Annotated in this window: 14 protein-coding genes; 12 read left to right on the top strand and 2 right to left on the bottom strand. The window is 49.2% G+C overall.

The window, feature by feature from the left end:
• The first annotated feature begins 37 nt into the window (after positions 1 to 37).
• The 8 genes from JI741_RS11100 (at position 38) to JI741_RS11065 (ending at position 12,680) form a co-directional block, all read left to right on the top strand.
• The gene (locus JI741_RS11100) at positions 38 to 3,514 is read left to right on the top strand and encodes a DUF4175 family protein (RefSeq protein ID WP_202009264.1); all 3,477 of its coding nucleotides are present in this window, start codon (positions 38 to 40) and stop codon (positions 3,512 to 3,514) included.
• A gap of 52 nt (positions 3,515 to 3,566) precedes the next feature.
• Positions 3,567 to 3,971 carry an ATP-binding protein gene (locus JI741_RS11095; RefSeq protein ID WP_202009262.1) on the top strand — a complete coding sequence of 135 codons (405 nt, stop codon included), beginning with the start codon at positions 3,567 to 3,569 and terminating at the stop codon, positions 3,969 to 3,971.
• Positions 3,972 to 4,391 (top strand): rRNA maturation RNase YbeY, encoded by a 420-nt coding sequence (gene ybeY, locus JI741_RS11090; protein WP_202009260.1) that lies wholly within the window; start codon positions 3,972 to 3,974, stop codon positions 4,389 to 4,391.
• 144 nt (positions 4,392 to 4,535) lie between these two features.
• Positions 4,536 to 6,398: a tRNA uridine-5-carboxymethylaminomethyl(34) synthesis enzyme MnmG gene (mnmG, locus tag JI741_RS11085; RefSeq protein WP_202009250.1), complete on the top strand. Its 1,863-nt coding sequence runs from the start codon at positions 4,536 to 4,538 to the stop codon at positions 6,396 to 6,398.
• A complete protein-coding gene (locus JI741_RS11080; protein ID WP_202009248.1) occupies positions 6,395 to 7,282 on the top strand; it encodes a class I SAM-dependent methyltransferase in 888 nt (295 codons plus the stop codon). The genes mnmG and JI741_RS11080 overlap by 4 nt, the downstream gene beginning before the upstream one ends.
• A complete protein-coding gene (locus tag JI741_RS11075) occupies positions 7,279 to 9,024 on the top strand; it encodes an Ig-like domain-containing domain (RefSeq protein WP_202009246.1) in 1,746 nt (581 codons plus the stop codon). The genes JI741_RS11080 and JI741_RS11075 overlap by 4 nt, the downstream gene beginning before the upstream one ends.
• A 257-nt stretch (positions 9,025 to 9,281) precedes the next feature.
• Positions 9,282 to 11,183, top strand: coding sequence for a tetratricopeptide repeat protein (locus JI741_RS11070; protein WP_202009244.1), 1,902 nt, complete (start codon positions 9,282 to 9,284; stop codon positions 11,181 to 11,183).
• A gap of 57 nt (positions 11,184 to 11,240) precedes the next feature.
• On the top strand, positions 11,241 to 12,680 hold the full coding sequence (locus JI741_RS11065; protein WP_202009242.1) for a M20 family peptidase: 1,440 nt from the start codon (positions 11,241 to 11,243) through the stop codon (positions 12,678 to 12,680).
• Positions 12,681 to 12,684: 4 nt separating this feature from the next.
• Here the strand turns inward: JI741_RS11065 and JI741_RS11060 are convergent, their stop codons facing one another.
• Together JI741_RS11060 and JI741_RS11055 are read right to left on the bottom strand one after the other, a co-directional pair.
• A complete protein-coding gene (locus tag JI741_RS11060) occupies positions 12,685 to 13,158 on the bottom strand; it encodes an MOSC domain-containing protein (protein ID WP_202009240.1) in 474 nt (157 codons plus the stop codon).
• Positions 13,159 to 13,218: 60 nt separating this feature from the next.
• A complete protein-coding gene (locus tag JI741_RS11055; RefSeq protein WP_202009238.1) occupies positions 13,219 to 15,387 on the bottom strand; it encodes a carbohydrate binding family 9 domain-containing protein in 2,169 nt (722 codons plus the stop codon).
• A 201-nt stretch (positions 15,388 to 15,588) separates the two neighbouring features.
• Between JI741_RS11055 and JI741_RS11050 the strand changes: the two genes are divergently transcribed.
• The 4 genes from JI741_RS11050 to JI741_RS11035 all read left to right on the top strand — a co-directional run bounded on the left by JI741_RS11050 (position 15,589) and on the right by JI741_RS11035 (position 21,527).
• Positions 15,589 to 16,035 carry a MarR family winged helix-turn-helix transcriptional regulator gene (locus JI741_RS11050; protein ID WP_202009236.1) on the top strand — a complete coding sequence of 149 codons (447 nt, stop codon included), beginning with the start codon at positions 15,589 to 15,591 and terminating at the stop codon, positions 16,033 to 16,035.
• Between the two features lie 70 nt (positions 16,036 to 16,105).
• Positions 16,106 to 18,505 carry a 3-hydroxyacyl-CoA dehydrogenase/enoyl-CoA hydratase family protein gene (locus tag JI741_RS11045; protein ID WP_202009234.1) on the top strand — a complete coding sequence of 800 codons (2,400 nt, stop codon included), beginning with the start codon at positions 16,106 to 16,108 and terminating at the stop codon, positions 18,503 to 18,505.
• Positions 18,506 to 18,507: 2 nt separating this feature from the next.
• The gene (locus JI741_RS11040) at positions 18,508 to 19,683 is read left to right on the top strand and encodes a thiolase family protein (RefSeq protein ID WP_202009232.1); all 1,176 of its coding nucleotides are present in this window, start codon (positions 18,508 to 18,510) and stop codon (positions 19,681 to 19,683) included.
• Positions 19,684 to 19,724: 41 nt separating this feature from the next.
• On the top strand, positions 19,725 to 21,527 hold the full coding sequence (locus tag JI741_RS11035; protein WP_202009230.1) for an acyl-CoA dehydrogenase FadE: 1,803 nt from the start codon (positions 19,725 to 19,727) through the stop codon (positions 21,525 to 21,527).
• Positions 21,528 to 21,558 lie beyond the last annotated feature (31 nt).

The following is a 21,558-nucleotide window of genomic DNA, read 5'->3' as shown; positions in this document are numbered from 1 at the left end:
GACAGTGTTGCGTTTTTATAAATAAAGCTATTCGGTTATGGGAGCAGGAGTGGAGCGCGTTCATGAAAAAATAGGGTCGTTCAAGAAAAAGTACTACCTCAACATCTTCGTGCGGGGAGCGATTCTTTCTTTGTCCATCCTCATTTCCTATTTTCTGATTGCCGTGCTGCTGGAGCACAATCTGTGGTTGGGGCCGGTGGCACGATTCACCATTTTTCTCACCTTCTTTGGGGTGGTGGCATTTTGTCTCTACCGTTTTTTGAAAGAGCCGCTGCAATGGTGGTTCGCCAAAAAAGGTCTTTCCGAAGAGCAGAGCGCTAAAGTGATTGGCCAGTACATTCCTACCGTGAAAGACCGGCTGCTCAACCTCATCCAGCTGTCGTCGTCCGACAAAAATTCGGCGCTGGCCTACGCCAGTGTAGAGCAAAAGTCAAAAGAGTTTGAAACGGTTTCGTTCGACAGCTTCATCGATCTTCAGCAAAACAAGCAGTATGTCAAATACCTGATCGTGCCCATCGTGGTCATTGTCGGCATTGTGTTCATCAACCGCAGCATACTCACCCAGAGCGCCAATCGCATTGTGCATTTCACGCAAGAATATTCTCCACAGGCGCCATTCAAATTCCTGGTCGAAGATGCCTCGCTCAATGCCTTTCACAACGAGAACTTGGTGTTGAAGCTTCAGCTTCAGGGCGATGCTCTGCCCGAAAGCGTCTACCTTCTCAGTGGCAACCAACGGCTGAAACTGGAACATCTGGCCACCGGCGACTATACCTACACCTTCGACAACGTACAGAACAACTTCGATTTGCAGTTTGAAGCTGCCGGATTCTTCTCGGACGTGTTTCACGTGAATGTGGTTTCACGGCCTGAATTGTCAAATTTTAATGTGAGCCTGGAGTTTCCGCGCTATCTACAACGCAAGGGTGAACGCCTTGTGAATGCCGGAAACCTGGAGGTGCCCGAAGGAACAGTGGTGCGTTGGAGTTTGTCTACAAACAATGCCGAAAAAGCACAGATGCTCTTCTCGTCTGATAAGACGCCGTTTGATATGGAACAGTCTGGAAATCAGATGTTTAGTTTTGGAAAAGAATTTAGAAACCCCGATCAATACGAAATTATTCTACAGAACGACAAGGCCAAAAACAAGGAACGTATTGCCTACCATGTAGATGTTATTAAGGACGAATTCCCGGGTATTCAAGTCAACAATTTCCGTGACTCGGTGCTCTACAAAATGGTTGTGTTGAGCGGGCTGGTGAAGGATGACTACGGTGTGAGCCAATTGGCCTTGCACTTCAAAATCAGGAATGAAGACCAGAAGGAAATGCTGAGTCGCACGTTCAACATTCCACTCGCAAAGAACCAGCTTCAGCAAAGTTTCTTTCATCCGTGGCGACTCGACAGTCTTGAGCTGAAACCCGGCAGCCAGCTGGAATATTATCTGGAAGTTTGGGACAACGACGGCGTGAACGGGCGCAAATCCACAAAGACATCGCGCTACACATTCCTCGTTCCGTCGGAAGACAACCTGGTGGCCGAAATCAAAAACTCCCAAAGCAAAACCCAGCAGAAGATCGACCAGAGCGCAGGCAAGGCCAACAAACTCCACGACAAAGTGGAGGAAGCCAATCAGAAACTGAAAGGCAAACAAAACCTCGACTGGCAAGACAAGAAGATGCTCGAAGACATTGTGGAGCAGAAACAAAGTCTCGAAAAACAATTGGACGAGCTGAAGCAACAAAACGAACTGCTGGAGCAGAAGAAAGACGCCTTCACAAAACAAGACGAGCGCATCAAGGAAAAAGCCGAACAGATTCAAAAGCTCATGAACGAGCTGCTTGACGATGAAACCAAAAAGCTCTTCGAAGAACTTCAAAAACTGCTGAAGCAAAACAGCGACGTTTCACAAATCCAGAAGATTCTAGACAAGCTCAACCAAAACACCAACAACCTGGAGAAGGAACTTGAGCGCACGCTCGAACTTTTTAAACAACTGCAATACGACTATAAGCTTGACCAAACCGCGCAAGACCTGAAGAAGCAAGTCGAGCAGCAAAAGGAGTTGCTGGAGAAAACCGAGGCCCTCGACAAAAATCAGTCATCCAAGTCAGACAAAGAGCAAAAGTCGGCCGACGGCAAAAAGCAGGATCAGAAAGATCAGAAGCAGGATTCCGCCAAAAATCAGGACGCCAAAAACACCGATCAGAAATCTGATGGCAACAAAGAATCAAACGATTCGAAAAACGATGGCGACAAAAACGAGCAAGGAAAAAATCAGGAGGGGAAAAATGAAAAGAGCCAGTCGCTTGCCAAAGATCAGGAGAAGCTGAAAGAAGATTTCAAGAAGACAGCCGAGCAGATCGAAGAACTGAAAAAGCTGGGCAACGAACTGCAGAAGAGCGAAGACCTGCCGTCGGAAAAGAATTCGGAAGAAGTAGAACAGGATCAGGAAGAGAGCCAAGAGCAGCTGGAACAAGACAGTCCTTCGAAAGCCAAGAGTCCTCAGCAAAAGGCTCTACAGAAAATGCAGAAGATGCAACAACAGATGGAGGGTGCCCAGGAAGGCATGGCCATGGAAATGGACATGCAAAACATTGAGTCGCTCCGTCAGGTCATTCACGGTCTCGTGAAACTTTCATTTGATGAAGAGGGTCTGATGAAGTCTTTTGCCGAGTTGAATCAGAACGACCCCAACTTTAACACCATTGCCCAAAAGCAACTGAAGTTGAAGGATGACGCTAAAGTATTGGAAGACAGTTTATTAGCACTTGGAAAGCGCGATCCCTTCATGGGCTCGATCGTGACCAAGGAAGTGAGCGATCTGAACGAACACCTCGACAAGGTGGTGGAAGCCAACCGCGAACGCCGCCGTCCACAAGCATCGAGCGAAATGCAGCTGACCATGACGTCCATAAACAACCTGGCCCTGATGCTTGACGACCATTTCGACATGATGATGCAGATGATGCAAAACGCAAAGCCGTCGATGGGCAAGTCGAAGAAGAAAGGGCAGAAGCCAAGCCTGAGCCAGATGCAGCAACAGCTGAACCAGAAGATTCAGGAATTGAAAGGCAGTGGAAAATCAGGACGCCAATTGTCGGAAGAGTTGGCCGAGATGGCTGCGGAGCAGGAACGCATCCGGAAGGCTCTTCAGGAAATGCAGGAAAAAATGAAAGACGGAAAGATGCCGGGTGGCGATTTGACATCGAAGATGGAGCAATCGGAAATGGATCTGGTGAACAAGCAACTGACAGATCAGCTCATCAAACGGCAACAGGACATTGTGACCCGACTACTGGAAACAGAGAAGTCGGCACGCGAGCAAGACCTGGATGAAGAGCGAAAAGGGGAGGCGGCGAAGGACTACGAAAAAGAAATTCCCAAGGCCTTTGAAGATTATTTGCGTCTAAAGGAAAAAGAAGTAGAATTGCTTAAAACCGTGCCACCTAAGCTTTATCCTTATTATAAGAAAGAAGTTAGTGAGTATTTTAAGAGAGTGGGCGATAAATAACCCATCACAACAAAGCATATATAATAAAAGCGAAACGTAGCAAAACTCAGCAATGAACACCATTAACATCCAGGTTCCGTCGATCGGAGAGAACATTAGAATGATTGAGAGCTTTATTGACAATGCAAAGGAGAAGTTCCACCTGGATGACGACATATACGGCAACATCATGATTGCCGTGACCGAAGCCGTAAACAATGCTATCAAGCATGGCAACTCGAACGACAAATCGAAGAACGTATTCCTGAGCCTCTTCCTGGACGACAGCATGCTGAAGTTCATCATCAAGGACGAGGGCACTGGCTTTGACTTCGAAAACCTTCCCGATCCAACAGCACCCGAAAACCTGGAGAAACTTGGCGGCCGTGGCATCTTCCTGATGAAACATCTTTCTGACGAAGTGAACTTCCGGGAAAACGGCCGCATTGTTGAGTTGAGCTTTTATATGAACTCCTAAATGCCCTCCGTTCACTTTTTCACAGAAGATGTAGAATTTAAACTTCCGCATCCGCGAAAAACCACTGCCTGGCTAAAGGCATCAATCCTGAAAGAAAAGAAGAAGCTGGATGAGCTGAATTTCATATTCTGCTCCGACACGTATCTGCGTGAGATAAACATCCAGTATCTCAACCACACCACCTTCACCGACATCGTGACCTTCGATTCAAGCGAGGGAAGCGGCCTCATTGCAGGCGACATCTTCATTAGCATCGACCGTGTGAAAGAGAATTCCGAAAAGTTCGAAACCACATTCGACCAGGAGCTCCACCGTGTACTTATACACGGGGTGCTGCACCTCATTGGTTACTCCGACAAGGGAATCCAGAAGAAAGCACTGATGCGCAAAAAAGAGGACGCTTATCTATCTTTGCGCTAGAGATGTTCCACGTGGAACCCGTTTCACATCTACAGATTGAGTCTACCTTGTTCCACGTGAAACAAATTGTGGAATTGTTGATGAATTTTGTGGGTAAGTTTCTGGTTCCACGTGAAACACTGATGATTTATAACAAACAGCTATATGTTTCCAGAATATGATGTGATTGTGGTGGGGGCGGGGCACGCTGGCTGCGAGGCTGCTGCCGCTGCGGCAACCATGGGTTCGAAAGTGCTCATGGTGACCATGAATATGAATACCATTGCCCAGATGTCGTGCAACCCCGCGATGGGTGGCGTTGCCAAGGGCCAGATTGTTCGCGAGATTGATGCCTTAGGTGGCATGTCGGGTATTGTGGCCGACAAATCGATGATTCAATTCAGAATGTTGAATCGCTCAAAGGGTCCTGCCATGTGGAGCCCCCGAACACAGAACGACCGTATGAAATTCTCGGAAGAATGGCGACTGGTCTTGGAGCAAACACCTAATCTGGACTTCTGGCAGGAGATGGTGAAAGAGATCCTCGTGGAGGACGGCCGAGCCGTAGGAGTAAGGACAAGCCTAGGCCTTGAGATAAGAGGGAAGTCTGTGGTGCTAACCAATGGCACATTCCTGAACGGAAAGATCCATATCGGGGAGAAAAACTTTGGAGGAGGCCGAACAGCAGAGAAAGCCGCTACCGGACTCACTGAACAATTGGTTAGTCTCGGCTTTGAATCCGGACGTATGAAGACCGGCACGCCCCCTAGGGTAGATGGTCGAAGCCTCAACTATGCGAAAATGGAAGAACAGCCTGGCGATGAAGATCCAGGCAAGTTCTCATACACCGACACAAAGCCCCTCACCAAACAAGTAAGCTGCTGGATCACCTACACCAACGACACGGTCCACAAAGAGCTTCAGAAGGGATTCGAGAAGTCTCCCATGTTCCAGGGCCGCATCAAAGGGCTTGGTCCCCGCTATTGCCCGTCTATCGAAGACAAAATCAATCGTTTCGCCGAAAGAGACCGTCACCAGATCTTTGTGGAGCCCGAAGGGTGGAATACTGTGGAGATCTATGTGAATGGTTTCTCTACCTCACTGCCTGAAGACGTTCAATACAAAGCCCTGACCAAAATAGAAGGATTCGAGAACGTGAAGATGTTCAGACCAGGCTATGCCATTGAATACGACTTCTTCCCCCCAACACAGCTGGGTCTTAGCCTCGAAACCCACCTTGTACAGAATCTCTACTTCGCCGGACAGATCAACGGGACCACAGGCTATGAAGAAGCGGCTTGCCAGGGCTTGATGGCCGGAATAAACGCCCATCAAAAGGTGCATGGAAAAGATCCCTTCATTCTAAAGAGATCAGACGCCTACATCGGTGTGTTGATTGACGACCTTGTTAGCAAGGGCACGCAAGAACCCTACAGGATGTTCACCTCACGGGCAGAATACCGGATTCTTCTCAGACAGGACAACGCCGACATCCGTCTCACCGAACTGGGCCATGCCATTGGTCTGGCAGGGCAGGATCGATTCGAAAAAGTTGTGGCAAAGAAGGAAGCCGTTGAACTTCTCACAAAGGAACTGAATAAGTTAAAAGTGGAACCAGCAGACATAAACGAAGGCCTCGAAACCCTCCAGACCTCAGCAGTGAAAGAGAAAGTGGCTGCAGGTCATTTGCTGAAACGCCCCCAGATAGGAATCACAGATCTTAAACGCATCAACAGCAGTCTCGAAACACTTTTGAACAAGTACGCAACTGAAGTTCAGGAGCAGGCTGAGATCAACATTAAATACGACAGCTATATCGAAAGGGAGGAGCAACTGGTCCAGAAACTGGGTAACCTAGAGAACTACCGAATCAAAACGGACTTTGACTATGACCGTGTGAAAGCCCTCTCTTCTGAAGCACGCGAAAAACTGAAGCGTATCAAACCCGAAACTGTGGGACAAGCATCGCGCATCAGCGGCGTTTCCCCGGCAGACGTATCGGTCCTCACTATATATATGGGAAAATGAAAGAACTGAAAAGCTGCCCCGTTTGCCATTCGTCCGTCTTCACTCCGTTTCTGAACTGCAAAGACTACACTGTTTCACATGAAACATTTCAACTCGTTACCTGCAAGACCTGCAGCTTCACGTTCACCAATCCAGTTCCTGATCCAGAGCGCTTAGGAGACTACTATCTCTCCGACACATACATATCACACTCGAACAAGGCCAAGGGGCTGATTGATTCGGTCTATATCCTTGCCAGAACTTTCACATTGAAATGGAAGGTGAAACTGATCACCAACCACTCTTTGGGAAAAGGAAGGCAACTGCTGGATTACGGCTGTGGCACCGGTGATTTCCTGAAAGCCGCAAAAGAACAACAATGGGCAGTTGCAGGTGTTGAACCTTCTGCGCTTGCCCGAAGCCAAGCCGAGCAATCTACCCAGGAGAAGATTGCCACAGCGCTCCCCGAACTAACAGGCAAGAAATTTGATGTGATCACGCTCTGGCACGTACTTGAACATATCGACGACTTGAATGAATGCATCCAATCGCTAAAACAACAACTCAACGACGATGGCACGTTGCTCATTGCCGTGCCTAACTACGAGTGCTGGGATGGAAAACATTATCAATCACACTGGGCGGGCTATGACGTGCCTCGACACCTTTGGCATTTCTCGAGGAAGACAATGGATTTGCTCATGACGAACAACGGCCTGAAGATAAAGAACATCGTACCCATGAAATTGGACGCGTTCTATATCAGTCTGCTCAGTGAGAAATATAAGACCGGAACATCGGGTCTCGGTGGCATGTTGAAAGCCGTATGGAATGGCATCAAGTCAAACAGCAAGGCAGCAAAAACAAACGACTACTCAAGCTTAATCTATATCATCAGAAAATGAAGATACAACAGCACCTGCACTGGCTCATCTATCCGCTCTTCTTCCTGGCATGCGCCCGACAGACTGCACCCACCGGTGGACCAAAAGATACCATCCCACCAATTCTCATCAGCACACTTCCCAAACACGAAGCCTTAAACTATAAAGGCAAAACTGTTGAACTCAACTTCAACGAGGCCATCATCACCAACAACCCCAAAGACCAGATCCTCATCATACCATCGGTAGGAAAAGACTTTGAAGCCACGGCGAAAAAAGATCGCCTCGTTCTCACGTTCAAAGAAGACCTCAAAGACAGCACCACCTATTCCATAAACTTTCGCGACGGTGTTCAGGATATCACAGAAAAGAATCCAGCCAAAAATCTGAAGCTCGCCTTCAGCACGGGCAACTACATCGATTCACTTTCCATTGAAGGATATATCTCGGATCCACTAAGGGGAAAGGAAAGCAAAGAGGCAACGGTCGCACTATACGAAGCAGACACCTTCAATATCTTCAAACACAAACCCTCGTACCTGACAAAGACAAGCGAGAAGGGAATCTATAAACTTGAAAACCTGAAGCCAGGCGAATATTATGTGTATGCCATCGAAGATAAGAACAAAAACCTTGTAATCGACAGTAAATCAGAGTCTTACGGGTTCTTAAAAGACAAAATCAGGCTAGACTCGAACGCCAGCATGGTGAACATACCTTTAGTGCGTCTTGACAACCGCCCGCTGAAGTTAACGAACTACAGACCTTACAATACTTACTTCAACATCAAGACTTCCAAAAACCTGGCGAGCTTCAAACTGACTCCACAGGAAGACGAGATCCTACTTTCCTCATTCGGCGACGACCTGGCCAACATCAAAGTCTTTAACACCATCGAAGACAAAGACAGCCTCGCCGTCCGCCTTGAAGCCTACGACAGCGTGAATCACAAAATAGACACAACGCTTTATATCAAGTTCGGCAAACGTGACGCTAAGCCCGAGGCTTTCAAATCAACAGCGCCGACAATGAGGGTTATTGGCACAAAAGGAATTCTACATGGAACAATTGGCTTCAACAAACCCTTGGCCGTAATCAACTTCGACAGCATCTTCTACCAGATCGACTCCGCAAAAATAGTCCCAATCAAACCGGAAGATGTCCACATAGACAGTCTCCACAACATCGTGACTATAGAAAAGACCTTCGACAAAGTGCTTCTCAAGAAACCCGAGCCGCCAAAAGATCTACCTAAAAAAGCAGACCAGCCCAAACTTCAAACACAACCACCAGCACCAGCTACAGCCGTGAAACAACCCGGCAGCGGACAGAAAAAACCTGCACCTCCCAAACTCGTCGACTACCAATTCGTGACCGGCAAAGGTGCATTCATCAGTGCTGAGCTCGATAGCTCGAAAAGTTTACAAACCACCGTTAGACCTTCCACTCTCGAAGAAACCGGAGTCATACTAGTACAGGTAAATACAAAAGCCGAGCACTATGTTGTGGAGCTCCTGAACCGTGACTTCAAAGTGGTAGACAAAAAGCGCGATAACAAAAAGATCACCTTCGAAGACGTGGAACCGGGTGAGTACATGCTCAGACTGATTATCGACAAAAACGGCGACGGTCTATGGAACCCAGGCAACTACGAACTTCACGAAGAACCGGAACCCATCACCTTCTACAAGAACGAAAAGAACCTTCCTTCCTTCAACCTTAAGGCAAATTGGGAGCTGGGACCATTGTTGATAACCTACTAACAACTTGTGGATTCATGACCGAACTTGTCTACAAAATCGTCTTAAATCCAACATTCCTGAAAAGCCCAAACGAACCTGTGCATAGAATCGGACTTACCCACACTACATACAATACAAGTACTCCACAACGTTTCTATACACACCCCACAACATTGTTGACAAGACTCTAAACCATTGATAAAGAAAAGATTAGTAAGTATCTAATTTCTACATAAATTCCACATTCAAAATCCGAAGAAGGTTATACACATTTGAACATGGTTAATAATACCTATATATATATAAACTATATTATTTTAATAAAGACCCACTTTATCCGGATAACTCTTTTTCTCCTTTTTGCCTCGGTTTCGGCGTTCGCTCAAAACCAGGACGACATCCAGCTGGCCAACGAATACTTATTGAAGGGCGATAAAAAAAAGGCGCTCGAGCTTTATCGCGACCTGGCCAAAGCCGATGTGAACACGCCGTTTATTTATAATAGCTATATCAATGTGCTGCTGGATTTGGGCAATTATGAAGAGGCGCAAAATTTTTTAAAAAAAGTAACGAAGCGCGATCCGCTCAATTTGCAGTATAAACTGGATGTGGGATTAACCTATGTGCGCGCCGGCGATCTGCCCAAGGCCGACAAATATTTCAAGGAGCTTATTTCGGAGAACAAAGCGAATGTTCAACGCATCAAAATGATGTCGGATTACTTTATGTCGCACTCGCTGGCCGACTACGGCATTGTGGCTTTGACGGAGAGCCGGGCATCGTTGGGAAATCCGTCGCTCTTTTGCCTGGAGCTTGCCATGCTCTATCGCATCAAAGGAAGCCAGGACAAAATGGTGCAGGAATACCTGAACTATGTGACGCAAAATTCGGGCAACATTCAATATGTGAAAAATGTGATGCAGGCGTTGCTGACCCGGCCCGAAGAACTTGAAAGTCTCGAACGACTTTTATACGACAAAGTGCAGCAATATCCCGACGTTGAAGTTTATGCCGACCTGCTCATTTGGGTGACGATGCAACAGAAAAATTTCTACGCCTCTTTCATCCAGGCCCGGGCCTACGACAAACGCTACAAACGCGACGGCGAAAAATGTATGGAAGTGGCCCGGGTGGCGCTCGACAACGAAGACTATGACACCGCGCTAAAAATTTATCGGTACCTGATCCGCGAATATCAAGGCACCCAAAATTATTTGCTCGCGCGCCTCGGACTGATCCGAACCCGGGAGGCGCGCGTAAAAAATACCTACCCGGTGAAAAACGACTCGGTGAAAATATTGATCGCCGACTATAAAAACTTTATCCGCCAATATCCCGACAACGTAAATTCGCTCGAGGCATCGAAAAGTGAAGCGCTGTTGTTTGCAAACTATCTCGACCAAAAAGATTCGGCCGTTCAAATTCTCAATAAACTGATCGCAAATCCAAAAGCCACGCTCTACCTGAAGTCGAAAGCAAAATTGGATTTGGGTGATATTTATATGTTGATGGGTGAGCCATGGGAATCCTCGTTGCTCTATTCTCAGGTTGAAAAAACGCAAAAAGAAAATCCTGTGGGCTATGAGGCAAAACTGCGAAACGCAAAACTCTCCTACTACAAAGGCGACTTCCGCCTGGCCCAGGAACACCTCGACATTTTGAAGCAAGCCACCACGCGCGAAATTTCGAACGACGCCCTGGACCTGAGCATGCGAATAAAAGAAAATGTTTCCGTCGACAGCACGGGTGAAGCGCTCAAGCAATATGCCTCGGTCGAACTTTTGCTGTATCAAAACAAAACAAACGACGCCTTAAAAAAAATCGAATATCTCAAACAAGGTACTTCCGCAAGCGGCGTGTCGTTTTCCAATCAAACCATTCTCGACGATGTGTATTGGCTTGAGGCAAACATCCGGATGCAGCGCGGAGAGTTCGACTTATCGTTGGCCCTCCTTCAAAAAATTATCGATGACTATGGTGACGACATCCTGGCCGACGATGCCTATTTTTTACAAGGCGAAATCTACGAGCGCCAATTGAAAAACAAAGACAAGGCCATGGAGATCTATCGCGACTTTTTGTCGAAATATCCGGGAAGTGTTTTTGCGGCCGAGGCCCGGAAGCGATACAGGTTGTTGCGTGGAGATTTTAATGGCCAGGAACAGGCGCCGCAGTTCTAAAAATTCCGACAGGCACCTGCGTCCGATTTCAATTTCAATTTTTTATATCTTAGGCGAATGATAAAACGCGGTTTGCTGATTCTTTTGGCTCTCTTGGTTATCCTGTTGGCCATCCTGTTTTTCAACGCCTTCACATTCAACTCTCGCCAGCCCGCCATTGCTGCCTTGCCTGCTCCGGCCGTTGACCCCGAAGCCATTCAGCATTTTCAGGAAGCCATTCGCTTCAAAACAATTTCGTTCACCGACTCGGCGTTGTTGGACACGGCGCAATTTTTCGGATTCCAAAGATTTTTACAAAAGACCTATCCCACAGCGCACGCGCATCTTGAACGCGAGCTCGTGAAAAACTACAGTTTGCTTTATACCTGGAAAGGGAAAAACGAGAAACTGAAACCCATTGTGATGCTGGCACACCAGGACGTTGTGCCAATCGAAGAAGCGTCGAAGAGCAGCTGGACGGTTGATCCGTTTGCCGGCGAAGTGAAAGATGGATGTGTGTGGGGCCGCGGTTCGACGGACAATAAAATAAACGTGATCTCAATTTTCGAAACGATCGAGAAGTTGACCAAAGAAAATTTTCAACCGGAGCGCACAGTCATCTTGGCGTTGGGTCACGACGAGGAGCGCGGCGGTTCGGGCGCGAAAACAATTGCCAAACTTTTGGCGCAACGAAACATCTCGGCCGAAATGGTGCTCGACGAAGGCGGCATTGTGACGCGTAACAAAGTGCCGGGCATGCTCAAACCCGTGGCGCTGATCGGCACTGCCGAAAAAGGATACTTGTCGTTGTTGCTGACCGTTGAAAAAAATGGCGGCCACTCTTCGATGCCAGAACAAGAAACAGCGCTCGACATTTTGGCAAAGGCCGTGGTGAACATCCGTCAACATCCATTTCCGCCAAACTTCGCGCCGGCCACCGTGGGGTTCATGAGTCACGTTGGGCCAGAGATGCCCTATCCGGAGAAACTGATTTTTGCAAACATGTGGATGTTCAAAAGTGTGGTGATTGGCATCTATGAAAAGAGTGCCGCCGGAAATGCCGTGGTGAGAACAACCGTGGTGCCCACCATATTTAATGCCGGCATGAAAGACAACGTTGTTCCCACAAAGGTGTCGGCCACCGTGAATCTGAGATTGCTGCAGGGCGACACCTCCGATAAAGTGATTGCCGAACTGAAAAAAATAATCAACGACGACCGTGTGAGCATAACCATGTCAACTGAGTTTCTGAACGAGGCATCGGCCACCTCTCCCGAAGAAGGCTTTGGCTATCAACATGTGCAGGAAACAGTGAAGAAAACTTTTCCCGAAACCGTAGCCACACCATTCCTGATGATTGGCGCCACAGACTCTCGCTTTTTCGGCGATGTGTCAACAAACATTATCAAGTTCAGTCCAATGATTGACCCAATCGGTTTTCATGGAATAGACGAACGCGTGAGCCTGGAGAGTTTTCAGCAATCGCTGTGGTTCTATGAAAAGTTTTTGCGTCAATAAATAATCAAAGCGCAGTAACGGCATCGCCGACTTTGAAACTTCCGCTCTTCACAATTTTCGCCGTGATGCCGCCCAAACCCCGCATGGCGTTGTAGCCACCTTCGCCAAGATTTTCTTCCATGCGCGAACACGGATGACACTCGCCCGAATATTCGAACACAGCGTCGCCGATAGAAAACTGTTTTCCTTTCAAGGCCGCCAGGTTAATTCCTTCCACCACAATGTTTCGTCGCGTGAGTTGGGGTTGAACTTCTGGTTTTCCCAAAAATGAAGCAATGGCAGCAAGGTGCTCGGCTTGAATGAACGTGACTTGTCGCCCGCCTGAATTTTTGTATCGGTCGCCCTCCAGGCCGCGCGCTTCAATGGCGGAAACTTCGGCAAGCACTTTCACAGGCTCCCGTCGCTTGGGACGCACGCTGATGAAAACCACCCGCCCGGGTTTGGCAAAACCGTTTTGAAGCTCTTTGATTTCTTTCATAAAAAATCTTTCGCAAAACTAAACAACAGGGTCTGCGCTTGGTTCACAAACTTTGAAACGTTAAATGTTCCACCAATAGGTGAGCTTCACCACAAGCGCCCGGGTTTTCACGGCAAAATTTTCGGGGAAGTAGTTGTCGGTATACACAATGAACAAATCCGACGCCGGCTTGTAGCGCCATTGCACACGCGTGTTGAGGTTCACATTTTTTTGTTGCTCGTTATATTGGGCAAAGGCTGTGAAGAACAATTTGTTGGTCATCGTCAAATCCAGACGGGGGCCCACCAGCCAGAATGTTTTGTTTCCCCACGGTTCGGGCAACCGAATGTCGTTGTAGTTGGCCGTGACGGTGAGGCTCACGAAAGGTTGAAACCGAACACCCACTTCGCCGCTCAGGTTCAGGCGTGTGCCGCTGGCATAGTAGCCACCAAAGCGTGTGGAGAATGCATACGTGAAAATGCTCTGCGGCATCGATGTGAAATCTGTACCGAATGCATTCCACGAATGGTCGGTGCCGACGGCCAGCGAATCCATTCCGGAATTTGTTGGATCGAAGGGCAACAACAATTTCACATAGTCATGTGCGGCCCAACCCGTGAGCACACTTTGTTTGCGGAAGGTGATGGTGTAGGAGAGCACGCTTTCATTGTCGGTCTGCTTGAAGTCGCTGTTGAAAAAATAGGTCGACGTAATTTTCGGCCCGTGACTCAACACCACTTTGCCTTTCGGAAAAAATAAATAACCGGCCTGCGGATTGATCTTCAGATAATTTTTTCGAGGCACGTAGCCCACTTCGGCATTGTAGTTTTCGCCCACATATTCATGTTGCCAATTCAAAAGAACACGTCGCGTCGAGAACTGGAGATTGGCCGCGTGTGTGAAATCTTTTTTCGATTTGTCGGGACTAAACGATTTGAGAAATAAAGTTTTGCCGGTCCACACATTGTTCGACGAAGCGAGGTTGTATTCCAAACCAAGGTTTCGGTTGTATTGGCTATACACCGGAATGGCTGGATCGTCGGAAGGTTGATAGTTCAGCGAAGATTTGTTGATGAAGATAACCCCGATGTTGGAGCGCGAAAACACACGACGCTGCAAGGCCATGACAGCAAAATTTTGTCGCGGCAAGTGCGACGATTCCACTTCGGCCGTTTGCATATCCATGGCACCGATGCGCCAGTTCTTGTCGAGCTTGCCGCTGAAACGCGCGCCATACTGAATGGGAACGTTGAGACCAATGCGCCGCGAAAAAAATGGACGGATGTTGGCATAGCCGAAGTTGGCAAACAAGTCGCCGTTCTCTAGAAAAAATTGTCGCCGTTCGGGAAAGAACAATTCATATCGGTCGAGGTTGGTCACTTGGCGGTCCACGTCAACTTGCGAAAAATCCGGGTTCACCGTCAGGTCCAGATTGAGCGAGGAAGTGACAGCCACTTTGGCGTCCATCCCAATTTCTTTTTTGTAGGTGGTGGGCGTGTTGTCGGTAAAATTTCGCGACCCGCCACCAAGGGCGTAGGGAATCAGCGAAATGTTGGGGCCCACTTGTGGCGGCGGTTCGTCCCACACCAGCGTGCCGGAGTAGGCGAGCGAAGCCGTGGGAAACTGTCGCGGCACCGGTGCCCACGCCGATTTTTCGGTCGTCTTCAAATCGAGCCGGCTAAAGTTAATGCCCCACCGCGTGATACCTTTTTTGTAGCGGATCGACTTGAAGGGAATGGCCGCTTCAAACACCCACTTCTCATCGTCCTTGGTCACGGCCGAAGTCCATTTGTTGTCCCAGCTCAAATCCACTTTGCCGCCCTCATACATGATGCCGTCCCACTGGGCTCCGGCGGCGTTGGCGCCAAACGAAAAACCGTTGGTCTGGTCGTCGAAGGTGTCCATGAAGAGCAGGAAGTTGTCGTTTTTGCCAAACGTGAAATCACGCCGGAGTGACTCCACAAAATAGCGGCCGGGCAGCAGGTGATAGCACGTGGCGAGGAGATAGAGGTGTTCGTTGTCGTAGACCATGCGCACTTCCGTTTTCACGCGTGCAAAGCTGGTGTCCATGGGCAGCACCATATAAAAGTCGGAAGCCACGGCAGCGTCGTTCCAGGCGGCGTCAGGCAGACCGTCGATTTTTATGGGGCCTGTGGCCCGGTGCAGGTTGAGTTGATAGGCCTCGTTTTTCTTTTGTGCCCATAGGGCCACGTTCAGAAGGCAAAAAAGCAGGATAAGTAAAATTCTCACAAAGCAATTTCCCACTATCCTGTTGAATGGCAAGACGATATAGGATGGGCGGAAGCGGAAAGCCCGAAAAAACGGCCCTCAACGGGTCGCAAAGGCCGGAAATGCTTGAAATGTGTTGTGAGGCCGTATGCAAACATTTTTATGGAATAGTATGCATGCATAACAAATTTTATTACCTTCGTTTCCACTTCACGAAATCGTATGCGGAAAGAAGAAACCGTAGATCATAACATCAAAGCAGCCTGGCACGCCATCTCCAGAATGTATAATCAGCAGGCCAGCAAGCACGATATTACAACATCTATCGGATTCGTACTTTTAAATATCCATTCCGATCAGGGCACCCCCGCCACCAAGATTGCGCCGCTCATGGGACTGGAAGCCAGAAGCCTCACCCGCATGCTAAAAACCATGGAGGAAAAGAAGTTCATCTACCGCGAGCCCGATCCGCTCGACAAACGGTCGGTGAGAATTTTTCTGACCGATCTCGGCAAAAAGAAAAAGGAAGTGTCGCGTGCAACGGTGCTGCTATTCAACAACCGCGTCCGCGAAGTGGTGTCGGAAACAAAACTCAAAGTCTTTTTTGAAGTGATGAATGAAATCAATCAGCTGGCTGCCAGCGGCATGGCAGAGCTGCAAAAAGTTTAATATAAAATAACATCAGCGAACCAACGGTAGAGTTTAAATTTCAACCATCTGAAAATAAGAAATAGCTAACATGAAACGATCAATTCGCAAAGTTGCTGTGCTCGGCTCGGGCGTTATGGGATCGGCCATCGCGTGTCACTTCGCCAACATCGGTTGCCAGGTGCTGCTGCTCGACATGGCTCCGAAAGAACTTACGGACGAAGAAAAAGCGAAAGGCCTCGCGCTCGACAGCAAGGCCGTGAAAAACCGGATTGTACAGTCGTCGTTCGACCGCTCGGTGAAATCAAATCCCGGTCCGCTCTACAGCAAGAAATTTGCTTCGCGCGTAACACTCGGAAACTTCACCGACGACCTCGCTAAAATTAAAGACTACGACTGGACCATCGAAGTTGTAGTCGAAAACCTCGACATCAAAAAGAAGATGTATGAAGAGGTGGAGAAATATCGCAAGCCGGGAACGCTCATCACATCCAACACATCGGGCATTCCCATTCACCTGATGGCTGAAGGAAGAAGCGACGATTTCAAAAAACATTTCTGCGGAACGCACTTCTTCAACCCGCCCCGCTATCTGAAGCTGCTGGAGATCATTCCCACGTCGCACACCGATCCGGAGATCACAAAATTCCTGATGCACTACGGCGACCTGTTTTTGGGAAAGACCACTGTGCTTTGCAAAGACACGCCGGCCTTCATCGCCAACCGCGTGGGTGTGTTTGCCATCATGAAAGTTGTAGACTCCATGAACAAGCTCGACCTCAACATCGACGAGGTAGACAAACTCACCGGCCCTGTCATTGGGCGACCGAAGTCAGCAACGTTTCGCACATCCGACCTTGTGGGTCTCGACACGCTGATTAAAGTGAGCAGCAACCTCTACAATGGTTTGCCCAACGACGAAGGCCGCCAGTATTTCAAGCTACCCGACGTGGTGCTGAAAATGGAACAGAACAAATGGCTCGGCGACAAAACGGCGCAAGGCTTTTATAAGAAAACAAAAAACGCGAAGGGCGAAACCGAGATTCTCACACTCGATCTGAAAACCCTCGAATACAAAACCAAAGCGAAAGCAAAATTCGCGACGCTCGAAACCACGAAGACCATCGACAACCTGAAAGATCGTTTCAAGGTGTTGCTGGCGGGCAAAGACAAAGCCGGCGATTTTTATCGCGACTCGTTCTACGGACTGTTTCAGTATGCATCGAACCGCATTCCGGAAATCGCCGACGAGCTCTACAAAATCGATGACGCCGTTTGCGCAGGTTTTGGCTGGGAGCTTGGCCCCTTCGAAACGTGGGACGCCGTGGGTGTTGAAAAAGCCGTTCAGGAAATGGCCACCGCAGGTTTCAAACCCAATCCATGGGTCACCGAAATGCTGGCCGCCGGCAACAAGTCGTTCTACAAAGTGGAAGGCGGGCAACGCAAATACTATGACATCCCCACTAAGTCTTATAAAGTTATTCCAGGCAAAGAAGAATTTATCATTCTCGAAAACCTGAAAGACAATGTGATCTGGAAAAACGCCGAATCGAAAGTGACCGACCTCGGCGACGGCGTGATCAACTTTGCATGGCACAGCAAAAGCTATACGTTGGGCAGCTCAGTGATTGAGGGCCTGAACAAAGCCATCGACCTCGCCGAAAAAGATTATAAAGGACTGGTGATTGGACACCAGGGCGCAGACTTTTCGCTTGGCGCAAACCTGGGTCTTGTGTTCATGTATGCCATCGAGCAGGAGTATGACGAGATCGACTTCATGGTTCGTCAGTTTCAAAATTCGGTGATGCGCATTCGCTATTCGTCTGTGCCAGTTGTAGTTTGTCCGCAGGGTCGCACGCTCGGAGGCGGTTGCGAAATGACCATGCACGCCGACATTGCCCAAGCTGCAGCCGAAACCTACATCGGCCTGGTGGAAGTTGGCGTTGGGCTCATTCCCGGCGGCGGCGGAACAAAAGAATTTACAAAGCGCGTGAGCGATGCACTGGAAGACGGCGATGTGGAATTGAATGCCTTGCAAAATGCGTTCATGAACATAGCCACCGCCAAAGTCGCCCTCTCGGCCGAAGAGGCTCGCGAAATGGGTGTGCTGCGAACCAAAGACAGAATATCGGTGAACAAAGACCGCCAGCTTCTGGATGGCAAAGCCGCGGCGCTCGAATTGTTCGACGCGGGCTACACCATGCCGACACCGGCCAAGAACATAAAAGTTCAGGGGCGTGCAGGCATGGCGTTGTTCATGGCGGGTGTGCAAGGCATGCGCATGGGCAACTTCATTTCGGACCACGATCAGAAAATAGCCTTGAAGATTGCCAACGTGATGTGCGGCGGCGACCTCACATCGCCACAGGAAGTGAGCGAACAATACCTGCTCGACCTGGAGCGCGAAGCCTTTGTGTCGCTCACGGGCGAAAAGAAAACACTGGAAAGAATTCAATCAATTTTAACGGGAGGAAAACCTTTAAGAAATTAATTATGGACGCCTATATCGTAGCCGCAAAACGAACTGCAAACACCCGCGCGAAAAAAGGAGGACTTCGTTTCACACGCCCGGACGACTTTGCAACAGACCTCATCAAAGCGCTGGTCCAATCGGTGCCGGGTCTGGAAAATAAAATGGTCGACGATCTCATCGTGGGCAATGCTGTGCAGGAAGCGGAGCAAGGCATGCAGATGGGAAGAATGATAGCCCTCACCGCACTGGGCATAGACAACGCCGGCATGGTGATTAACCGCTACTGCGGATCGGGCGTGGAAGCCATCCACATCGCGTCGGCAAAAATCCAGGCAGGCATGGCCGATTGCATCATTGCCGGTGGTGCCGAATCGATGTCGCTGGTGCCGGTGATGGGTTGGAAGACAGCCCTCAACTACACCATTGCGAAAGATCATCCCACCTACTACACCAGCATGGGCCTCACGGCCGAGGAGATCGCGAAGCAATACAAGATCTCGCGCGAAGACCAGGACCGCTTTGCTTTTGAGTCGCACATGAAGGCCATTCAGGCACAGAAAGACGGAAAATTTAAAGACGAAATACACCCCATCACCACAAAGGAAATTTTTGTCGACGAATCAGGAAAGAAGCGCACCAGGGAAGCGGTTGTAGACACCGACGAAGGTCCGCGTCCCGAAACAACCGTGGAGGTGCTCGGAAAATTGAAACCGGTTTTTGCGTTGGGCGGTTCCGTCACAGCCGGAAACTCGTCGCCCACAAACGACGGTGCTGCCTTTGCCGTGGTGATGTCTGAGAAACTGGTGAAGCAGCTGAACCTGAAACCCATTGCGCGCATGGTGAGCTATGCGGTGGCGGGTGTTGATCCGCGCATCATGGGCATTGGTCCCGTGGCCGCGGTGCCGAAAGCGCTTGAGCGCGCCGGTCTGAAACTGCAGGACATCGACCTCATTGAATTGAACGAAGCCTTTGCCGCACAGTCGCTGGCGGTGATGCGCGAGTTGAAACTCGATCCCACCAAAGTGAATGTTAACGGTGGGGCTATTGCCCTCGGCCATCCGCTGGGAAGTTCGGGCGGCCGACTTTCACTCACGTTGTTGAAAGAACTGGAACGCCGAAAAGGAAAGTATGGTTTGGTAACGGCCTGCGTTGGCGGCGGCCAGGGTGTTGCCGGCATTTATGAAATGCTGAACTGAAAGTATTCTCAATGAAATCAACTATTTAAAAGAAAGTTATTATGGCTACCATCACGGAAACAAAACACGCCATCAAAGGAGGCGAATTCCTCATCCGCGAATCAAAGGCGCAGGAAATCTTCATCCCCGAAGAGTATAACGAGGAGCAACGAATGATTCAGCAGCAGTGCAAAGATTTCCTGGCCAAGGAGGTGGACAATCGCCTGGACGAAATCGACTCGATGAAAGATCCGAAGCTCATGCCGTCGCTGCTCGACAAAGCCGGCGAGCTGGGTTTGCTGGGAACTTCGGTGCCCACCGAATATGGCGGCTTCGGCATGGACTTTAACACGACCATGTTGGTGGCCGAAGTGATTGGCGGCGGCCACTCGGTGGCGGTGGCACTTTCGGCACATACGGGCATCGGCACATTGCCCATTGTGTATTATGGAAACGAAGCGCAGAAACAAAAATATCTGCCAAAGCTGGCCACGGGCGAATATAAAGCGGCCTACTGTTTGACAGAACCCGACTCCGGTTCTGACGCCAACTCGGGCAAGACAAAAGCCGTGTTGAGCAGTGATGGAAAACACTACATCATCAACGGACAAAAAATGTGGATCACCAACGGCGGTTTTGCCGACATCTACATTGTGTTTGCCAAAATAGACAACGACAAAAATCTGACGGCCTTCATCGTAGAGAAAGCGTTTGGTGGAATCACCATGAACGAGGAGGAGCACAAGATGGGCATCAAGGGATCGTCTACTCGCCAGATCTTTTTCAACGACTGCAAAGTGCCGGTTGAAAATCTGCTGTCGGAGCGTGAGAACGGTTTCAAGATTGCCGTGAACATCCTGAACGTGGGCCGCATCAAGTTGGGTGTGGCTGCCGTGGGCGGAAGCAAAAAAACCATTTCGACGGCGGTGAACTATGCGAAAGAGCGCAAGCAGTTTGGAACATCGATCGCAAACTTCGGTGCCATCAAACACAAAATTGCTGAAATGGTGACAAAGGTTTTTGTGAGCGAATCGGCCTGTTATCGCGCCGGCCAGAACATAGACGACACCTACAACGCGCTGGTGGCCGAGGGACTTGATCCGGCAAAAGCCAAACTGAAGTCGCTGGAAGAATTTGCCATTGAGTGCGCCATTCTGAAAGTGCACGGCTCCGAAGTTTTGGACTTTGTGGTTGATGAAGGTGTGCAGATTTATGGCGGCATGGGCTTCTCGGCCGAAGGGCCAATGGACCGTGCCTATCGCGATGCACGCATCAACCGCATCTTTGAAGGAACAAACGAAATCAACCGCATGCTCACCATCGACATGCTAATGAAGCGTGCCATGAAAGGATCGATCGACCTGATGTCGCCGGCCATGGCGGTGCAAAAAGAACTGTTGGCCATTCCCGATTTTGGCGCTGCCGAAGAAGAAGGATTGTTTGTGAAAGAAAAGAAAGCGCTGGCCAACCTGAAGAAGGCCGGCCTGATGGTGGCGGGCGCCGCCGTTCAGAAATTCATGATGAAACTTTCTGACGAACAGGAAGTGCTGATGAACCTTGCCGACATGCTCATCGAAGCTTACGTGGCCGAGTCGACCTTGCTGCGCGTAGAGAAACTGATCGGCTTGAAAGGAGAGGCGGCCAGCGAAATTCAAAAAGAGATGGCCATCATCTACCTGCACTATGCCATAGAGAAAGCGGCATCGTGCGGACGCCAGGCGATCAACGCGTTTGCCGACGGCGACGAACAACGCCTGATGCTGATGGGCCTGAAGCGGTTCACCAAGATCGATCCCTACAACCTGAAAGAGGCTCGAAGAAAAGTAGCAAACCACGTGATCGAGAAAGGCGAATATCCTTTTTAGTAAATATGCTTTAATCTGAAGCAGCTGTGTG

Origin of the sequence: Chryseolinea lacunae, assembly GCF_016735595.1 — a bacterium.
In the GTDB taxonomy this organism is placed as follows: domain Bacteria; phylum Bacteroidota; class Bacteroidia; order Cytophagales; family Cyclobacteriaceae; genus Chryseolinea; species Chryseolinea lacunae.
Note: the sequence above shows the minus strand (reverse complement) of the source record. Positions and strands in the feature narration are given on the sequence as shown.